This window comes from Inquilinus limosus MP06 (genome assembly GCF_000767795.1).
Taxonomy (GTDB): domain Bacteria; phylum Pseudomonadota; class Alphaproteobacteria; order DSM-16000; family Inquilinaceae; genus Inquilinus; species Inquilinus limosus_E.
In genome coordinates this window covers 1-8203 of the sequence record NZ_JANX01000267.1, presented here as the reverse complement: position 1 = coordinate 8203, position 8203 = coordinate 1, and the positions used below count along the sequence as shown (strand labels likewise).

At 68.9% G+C, this 8203-nt stretch carries 7 protein-coding genes; 6 read left to right on the top strand and 1 reads right to left on the bottom strand.

Features of this window, described 5'->3' with window-relative positions:
- Window positions 1–172 precede the first annotated feature (172 nt).
- Window positions 173–1207, bottom strand: a complete 1035-nt coding sequence (locus tag P409_RS19575) for a LacI family DNA-binding transcriptional regulator (protein WP_034841953.1) — start codon at window positions 1205–1207, stop codon at window positions 173–175.
- A 222-nt stretch (window positions 1208–1429) separates the two neighbouring features.
- On the opposite strand from P409_RS19575, the gene P409_RS19570 reads away from it, so the two are divergent.
- The 6 genes from P409_RS19570 (at window position 1430) to P409_RS19545 (ending at window position 8146) form a co-directional block, all read left to right on the top strand.
- The gene (locus P409_RS19570) at window positions 1430–2377 is read left to right on the top strand and encodes a sugar phosphate isomerase/epimerase family protein (RefSeq protein WP_034841952.1); all 948 of its coding nucleotides are present in this window, start codon (window positions 1430–1432) and stop codon (window positions 2375–2377) included.
- Between the two features lie 27 nt (window positions 2378–2404).
- Window positions 2405–3523 (top strand): Gfo/Idh/MocA family protein, encoded by a 1119-nt coding sequence (locus tag P409_RS19565; RefSeq protein ID WP_034841951.1) that lies wholly within the window; start codon window positions 2405–2407, stop codon window positions 3521–3523.
- Between the two features lie 14 nt (window positions 3524–3537).
- Window positions 3538–4347, top strand: coding sequence for a sugar phosphate isomerase/epimerase family protein (locus P409_RS19560; RefSeq protein ID WP_034841950.1), 810 nt, complete (start codon window positions 3538–3540; stop codon window positions 4345–4347).
- A 193-nt stretch (window positions 4348–4540) separates the two neighbouring features.
- Window positions 4541–6244, top strand: a complete 1704-nt coding sequence (locus P409_RS19555; protein ID WP_052120969.1) for an ABC transporter substrate-binding protein — start codon at window positions 4541–4543, stop codon at window positions 6242–6244.
- A 1-nt stretch (window position 6245) separates the two neighbouring features.
- Entirely contained in the window at window positions 6246–7223 is a 978-nt protein-coding gene (locus tag P409_RS19550) for an ABC transporter permease (RefSeq protein ID WP_034841949.1), read from the top strand.
- On the top strand, window positions 7220–8146 hold the full coding sequence (locus tag P409_RS19545) for an ABC transporter permease (RefSeq protein ID WP_052120967.1): 927 nt from the start codon (window positions 7220–7222) through the stop codon (window positions 8144–8146). Before P409_RS19550 ends, P409_RS19545 begins: the two co-directional genes overlap by 4 nt.
- Window positions 8147–8203: the final 57 nt, after the last annotated feature.

Here is an 8203-nt window from a genome sequence, read left to right as displayed (position 1 = left end):
ACGGTCGAGGCCGGCCCGGCGGGGGTGCGGATCGAGGGGTAATGCCGGCGGCGCGTCTTGTTGACCCGTCATTGCGAGCGCAGCGAAGCAATCCAGGGCCGTTTGGCGTGGCCCCTGGATTGCTTCGTCGGCTTCGCCTCCTCGCAATGACGGTCTTTGGCGCGTCGCCGCCTCACCCCCGCCGCGTCAGAAAGCGTGACGACTCGCGCACCACGATATTGACCGGGACGGCGACGTCCTTGGGCTCGGCCCGGTCCTCCTCCATCAGGTGCACCAGCTCCGACACCGCGATCTCGGCGCGGTCGCGCACCCGGATGTCGATCGTGGTCAGCGACGGGATGCTGTAGGCACCGTCCAGCATGTTGTCGACGCTGACCAGGATCATGTCGCCCGGCACCTTGACGCCGCGCTCATGCAGCAGGCGCAGCGCGCCGATGGCGGCGTTGTCGCTGGCCACGAACAGGCCGTCGATGCGGTCGTTGCGGGCCAGCACCGCGCCCATGGCGGCGTAGCCGCCGTCGAAGGTCCAGCTGTTCGCCGCCTCGGTCAGGATGCCGCCGCGCGGCTGGCCCAGCGCGGCGATGGCGTCCAGGAACGCCTTCTGCCGCGCGGTGCTGACCGTGGCGTCCTGCGGCCCGGCGATCATGGCGATGCTGCGGGCCCCGGCGCTGACCAGATGGGTCGCAGCCAGCCGGCCGACCTGGTCCTCGTCGACCAGCACGTAGAAGCCGCGGCGGCGCCGCAGGTCGATGCAGAACGACCCGCGGCCGTGATGCTGCGGGTCGGGGATGCCCAGCTGCTCCAGGATCGCGGTGTAGGTCTCGCCATGCGGGCTGTAGAAGATGGCGCCGTCGACCTGGCCCTCGACGATCAGCCGGGTGCAGTGCTGCCGCACCGCCGACCCGCCCTCCGAGGCGGTGACGATGGCGTTGTAGCCGAAGCCGGCCAGCGCGCGGTGCACCGCCGCCAGCCAGTCCGGGATGATCGGCCAGTCCAAGTGGTTCAGCACCAGGGCGATGGTGCCGGTCTGCCGCCCGCCGGCGCGGCCGCGATCGGCGACATTGACCTGCAGCGCCTCGGCCGCGGCCTCGACCCGGCGCCGCATCTCCTCGCTCACCGGACCCCGGCCGGTGATCACCCGCGACACGGTGGCGGTGGAGACGCCCGCGGCCCGGGCGATGTCGAACAGCGTGACGCGGTCGGTCATTCCTGATTCCGGCGGGACGAAGGCCTGCCGCACCAGATCATGGATGGCCGGGCTTCTGCAAGCTTTCTGCAAAATCTTGCAGCACCGTGTTTCAGAAAAAGTCTGCAGAAGTCGAGAATCCGATTGACGCCTGATCGGACTCGCGGCAGCGTTGTGAAAATCTTGCAGTTCGTTACATGAAATTGCAGCGCCGGCGGCAGCTGGCGTCGAAGGGAGGGCGTGATGAAGCTCGGCCTGTACAGCGTGTCCTATGCCGGCATCTGGTATCGCGGCGAGGCGCTGTCGCTGCCCGACCTGATCCGCAAGGCGCGGCAGCTCGGCTTCGCCGGCATCGAGCTCGACGGCAAGCGGCCGCACGGCAACCCGATGGACCTCGACGCCGCGGCGCGGCGGGAGATCAAGCGGATCGCGGCGGGGGAGGGGATCGAGATCGCCGCCGTCGCCGCCAACAACGACTTCACCACCCCGGTGCCGGACCATCTGGAGCCGCAGATCCTGATGGTGCGCGAGCAGATCCGCCTCGCCGCCGATCTGGGGTCGAAGATCCTGCGCGTGTTCCTGGCCTGGCCCGGCGTCACCTATCGCACCGACGGCCTGGCCTATTACGACGTGGCCAGGCGGCGCTGGGAGGAGATCTGGCGCGACACCACGCGGCTGGAGATCTGGCAGCAGGCCCGCGTCGCTTTCCGCGAGCTGGCCCGCTTCGCCGAAAACGAAGGCGTGGTGCTGGCGCTGCAGAATCACGGGCCGGTGATCCGTCATCACCAGGATGTGATCGACATGGTGCGCGAGGTCGGGTCGCCGGCCTTCATGGCCTGCCTCGACGCGCCGCTGATGACCCGGCAGGACGACGACTACATGCGCCAGGCCTGCCTGGCCGGCCGCGGCCTGCAGGTGCATTCGCACTGCTCGGGCGAGTTCAAGCGCGACGGCAAGGGCCGGGTGGTGCAGTACCCGTACCGCTTCGGCGAGGACGTGCCGAACTATCCGGCCTTCGTCCGCGCGATGAAGGAGATCGGCTATGACGGCTATGTCTGTTTCGAATACTGCCACCTGGCGCTGAACGAGCGGAACGAGGTCCAGGGCCGCGACTTCGTCGACTCCCAGGCCGCGCTGTTCCTGGAATATTTCGGCGAGCTGCTGCAGCAGGCCGAGCGCGCCGCCGCCTGATCTCGTGCCGTCGAACGGAGGGGAGCCGTGACCGATCGCGTTCTGCGTGCCGGGATCCTGGGGGCGGGAACCATCGCCACCGCGTCGGGCGGCTTCCTGCCCGGGATGAATCTGATCCCCGAGCTGGTCGCCACGGTCGCGATCGCCGACCCGGTGGCCGATCGGGCAGCCCTGGTGGCGCGAGACCACGGCATCCCGCACGCCTTCGCGTCGCTGGACGAGATGCTGGAGCGCACGGATCTCGACCTGGTCGTGAACCTGACGCCGATCCCGCTGCACTATGCGACCTCGAAGCGGATCCTGGAGGCCGGCAAGCACCTGGTGCTGGAGAAGCCGCTGGCCAGCACGCTGGAGGAGGCGGACGAGCTGGTCGGGATCGCCACCGCGAAAAACCTGAAATGCGTCGTTGCCCCGCCGAACCTGCTGTACCAGAACCGGGTCGAGGCCAAGCGCCTGATTGCCGAGGGCGCGATCGGCAAGCCCTGCTTCGCCCGCGTCCGCGGCTCGCATGGCGGGCCGGCCGCCGGCGCCTGGCCGCTGGACCCGACCTGGTTCTACCAGAAGGGCTCCGGCCCGCTGCTCGACATGGGCGTCTACGGCATCCACGACATCACCGGCCTGCTCGGCCCGGCCAGGCGCGTCGTCGCCTTCTCCGGCATCACCGAGCCCGTGCGCCGCGTCCGCGCCGGCCCCTTCGCCGAGCTGGAGATCGAGGTCACGGCCGACGACAACACGCTGATGATGCTCGATTTCGGCGGGTCGACCTTCGCCGTCGTCGACGGCAGCTACAACGTCAACGCTGCGCGCAGCCCGCATGTCGAGATCTTCGGCCGGGCCGGCACGCTGAACCTCTACAACTATCACTCCAACCCGGCGCTGCCGCCGCTGGAGCTTTATCGCCTCGGCGCCGCCCCGGCGGAGGATGGCTGGACCCTGCCGAGGCCGGACCCGGCCGAGGGCGACCTGGATCACCAGTGGCAGACGCTGAAGCGCGCCATCCTGGTCAAGCATCTGGCGGAATGCGTGCGTGACGGCGCCCAGCCGGTGCTCAGCGCCGAGCATGCCCGCCACGCGCTCGAGATCATGGTCCGCTGCAGTGACTCCGCCCGCACCGGCGCGGCGGTCGAACTGCGCACGACCTTCTGACGGAGAGGACACTGATGGACACCTTCGGCATCGCCGGCTGGCTCTACCACCAGCCGATCCTGCACCGGAAGACGATGACCCAGCTGGAGCTGCCGGCCGCTACCAAGGCGCTGGGCCTCGGCGTGGTCGAGCTGTGCTCCGCCTTCTTCCCGAGCCAGAGCGCCGCCTATCTCAACGAGCTGCGCCAGGCGATCAGGGTGGCCGGCGTCAGCGTCCGCAACATCGCGGTCGACATGGGCGACATCTCCGCGGCCGATCCCGACCGCCGGCGCACAGACCTGGAGGCGCTGAAGCAGTGGTTTCACGTCGCCCGGGCGGTAGGGTCGGAGGCGATCCGCGTCAACAGCGGCGGCAGCGAGCCGACCACGGCCGAGGAGCTGGGCCGCATCGTCGAGAGCTACCAGGAGCTGGCCGCCGAGGCCGAGCACACCGGCGTGCATCTCTTGATCGAGAACCATGGCGGCGCCTCCTTCGACCCCGGCCATGTCCGGGGGCTGCTGGACAAGGTCGGGTCGTCCTGGTTCCGCACCTGCCCGGACACCGGCAACTTCGTCGGCGGCACTTGGCGCGACGGCATCCGGGTGATGGCGCCGACGGCCTTCACCTGCCACGTCAAGGTCACCGCCTATGACGGCGCCGGCCAGCAGCCGCGCACCGGCCATGACGGCCGCGACCGCAGCGCCGACCTCAAGGAGATCCTGCGCACGCTGAAGGCGGCGGATTACCGCGGCCCGCTGTGCATCGAGGCCGGCATCGGCGCCGACGAGGCCGACAGCGCCCGCGGCGCCATCCGCTATGTGCGGGAGCTGCTGGAGGAAATCTGACCGCACGGATATCGGAGGAAGGCACGCCATGCCCAACCCAATCCCGTCATCGCGAGGAGCGTAGCGACGTGGCGATCCAGGGGCCGGTGCCTGGGCCCCTGGATTGCTTCGCCTTCGGCTCGCAATGGCGGGATGGGGACGGGCCTCCGCGTAAGACTTCAATAAGACTTCAACCAGAGCGAAAGGGACCGCGATGAAGACGATCTCTCGCCATCACAAACAGGGATTTGACCTCACCCGCCGCGGCCTGCTGCAGGCGGCGGGTGCCGCTGGCGTCCTGGCCGGCACCGCGCCCTTCGTCCGGGCGCAGGACGGCTCCGGCGCGCCCTTGCTGCGGATCGGCGCCGGCCAGGCGGCGTCCTGGGTGCGCAACTTCAACCCGCTGGTGCCGGATTCGCTGTTCCCGACCCAGTACGCGATCCATGAGCCGATGCTGGTGTTCAGCACCGCCACCGGCAAGACCACGCCGTGGCTCGCCACCGGCTGGGGCTTCAGCGACGACGGCAAGCGGCTGACCTTCACCCTGCGCGACGGGGTGAAATGGTCGGACGGGCAGCCCTTCACCGCCCGCGACGTCGCCTTCACCCTGAACCTGCTGAAGAAGAATCCCGGCCTGTCCGGCTCCGGCGGCATCCGCGGGGTGATGGACACGATGACCGGCGCCGCGGCCACGGACGACCTCACCTGCACCGTCGATTTCAGCCGCGCCTTCACCCCGGCGCTCTACGCCATCGGCCAGCAGTCGATCGTGCCGGAGCATCTTTGGAAGGACGTCGCCGACCCGGTGACCTTCGCCAACGACAATCCGGTCGGCACCGGCCCCTTTACCCAGGTCACCGTGTTCAAGCCGCAATATTGGGAGCTGCACCGCAACCCGAATTACTGGCAAGCGGGCAAGCCGGGGATCGAGGGGTTGGCCTTCCCGTCCTACGCCTCGAACGACGCCGGCACGCTGGGGCTGATCAATGGCGATTTCGAGTGGATGCAGCTGTTCATCCCCGATGTCGAGAACACCTTCGTCGCCCGCAATCCCGACCATTTCCGCTACTGGTATCCGCTGATCGGCGAGATGGTGATGCTTTACGCCAACACGGCGAAGAAGCCGCTCGACGATATCGTCCTGCGCAAGGCGATCGGCATCGGCGTCAACCGGCAGCAGATCTGCACCGTCGCGGTCTATGACTATACCAAGCCGGCCGACGCCACCGGCATGAGCGATCTCTACGCCCAGTGGAAGGACCCGGCGGTGGTCGAGGCCGGCAAGGACCTGGTCTCGCACGACCCGGCCAAGGCCAACGAGATGCTGGACGCAGCCGGCTATGTCCTCGACGGCGATGTCCGCAAGGCGCCGGACGGGACGCCGCTGGAGTTCGAGCTGGTGATGCCCTCGGGCTGGTCCGACTGGGTGCAGGCCGGGCAGATCATCGCCCAGAACCTGAAGGAGATCGGCATCCGGGTGAAGCTGCGCGGGGTCGAGGTCACGGCCTGGTACGACGCCACCTACAAGGGCGCGTTCCAGCTGTCGCTCGGCAGCACCAGCATCAACCCGACGCCCTATGACCATTTCCAGTCGCTGATGTCCGGCAAGGTCAGCCGGCCGGTGGGGGAGGTCGCGGCGGTCAACTGGCACCGCTACGGCAGCGCGAAGATCGAAGGGTTGCTCGAGAAGTTCGCGGCGACCGCCGACGAGGCGCAGCAGAAGGACCTAGCCCGCGAGATGCAGCAGGCCTTCCTCGACGAATGGCCGGCCATCCCGCTGTATCCCGGCCCGCAATGGGGCGAATGCAGCACGGCCAAGTTCAAGGGCTTCCCCTCGGCCGACGCGCCCTATGCGTTGCTGGGACCCAGCATCGCCTCGGAAGCGCTGCTGGTGCTGACCGCGCTGACGCCGGCCTGAGATGTCCTACATCGCGCGGCGCCTGGGCTTCTACCTGGTGGCGGCCTGGGCGTCGCTGACCCTGAACTTCGTCCTGCCGCGGCTGATGCCCGGCGATCCGTCGATCGCGATCTTCGCCCGCTTCCATGGCCAGCTGAACCCGGCCGCGCTGACGGCGATGAAAACCGCCTACGGCCTGTCGGACGACCCGCTGCCGGTGCAGTACCTGACCTATCTGGCGCATGCGCTGCAGGGCGATTTCGGCACCTCGATCAGCTATTTCCCGGCACCGGTGATCGAGGTCATCGGCTCGGCCCTGTCCTGGACCCTGCTGCTCGGCCTCACCGCGCTCTTGCTCAGCTTCGTGATCGGCAGCCTGCTCGGCGTGCTGTCGGCCTGGCATCGCGGCCGGCTGGCCGACGCGGTGCTGCCGCCGGTGACCATGCTGCTGCACTCCTTCCCCTATTTCTGGCTGGCGACGCTGGCGCTGTACCTGCTCGGCTTCCGCTCCGGCTGGTTCCCGCTGCGCCACGGCTACGACAACACGCTGCAGCCGGGCGTGACGGCCGAGTTCCTGCTCAGCGTCGCCCACCACCTGGCGCTGCCGGCCCTGACCATCGTCGCCGTCTCGATCGGCGGCTGGCTGCTCGGCATGCGCAACTCGATGATCGGCGTGCTGGCCGAGGACTATGTCACCATGGCCGAGGCCAAGGGGCTGACGCCGGCGCGGGTGATGTTCGGCTATGCCGCGCGCAACGCCCTGCTGCCCAACGTCACCGCCTTCGGCATGTCGCTTGGCTTCATCCTCAGCGGCTCGCTGCTGACCGAGGTGGTGTTCTCCTATCCCGGCATGGGCTTCCTGCTGCTGACCGCGGTGCGCAGCAGCGACTACCCGCTGATCCAGGGACTGTTCCTCCTGATCACCGCGGCGGTGCTGACCGCCAATCTGGTGGTCGACCTGCTCTACATCCGGCTCGACCCGCGGGTGCGGCTCAGATGACCGATTCCGCGATCCCCTCGGCTCAGGCGGCGCCGCCGCGCTCCGCCGGCCGGATGCTGGTCCGCACCCTGCTGTCCGACCGCAAGGCGCTGGCCGGCGGCATCATCCTGCTTCTGGCCGCCGCCATCGCGCTGCTGGCGCCGGTGATCGCGCCGGGCGACCCGAACGACTTCGTCGGCCGGCCGAACCAGCCGCCCTCCGCCATGTTCTGGTTCGGCACCACCAGCTCCGGCCAGGACGTGCTGGCGCAGACGGTGTGGGGCTCGCGCATCTCGCTCAGCGCCGGCGTGCTGGTCGGCATCCTGACCACCGCGTTAGGCACCCTGGTCGGCATGATCGCCGGCTATCTCCGCGGCCGCACCGACGACCTCCTGTCGCTGGTGGTCAATATCTTCCTGATCATGCCCAGCCTGCCGCTCCTGATCGTGCTGGCCGCCTTCCTGCCGCCCGGCCACGCCACCATCGTGCTGGTGCTGACCGTCACCGGCTGGGCCTGGCCGGCGCGGGTGCTGCGGGCGCAGACGCTGGCGCTGCGCGAGAAGGATTTTGTCATCGCGGCGGAGATGCTGGGGGAGACCCGGCTGCGTATCGTCTTCGTCGAAATCCTGCCGAACATGTTGTCGATCGTCGCCGCCAGCTTCGTCGGCTCGGTGGTCTACGGCATCGGCGCCCAGGCGGGGCTGGAGTTCATCGGCCTCGGCGACACCAGCGCCGTCAGCTGGGGCACAAACCTCTACTGGGCGGCGAACAACTCCAGCCTCTTGACCGGGGCGTGGTGGACCTTCGTGCCATCGGGCGCCTGCATCGCCATCGTCGCCTTCGCCTTCTCGCTGCTGAACTACGCGATCGACGAGCTGACGAATCCGCGCCTGCGCTCCCAACGCGGCTTGCGCCGGGCAATGCGCCGGCGGCGGAAGGGCTAGGACGCCGCCTCCGCATCCTAGGCGGCGGCGCTCGCGGATACGATCGCGCACCCGGGC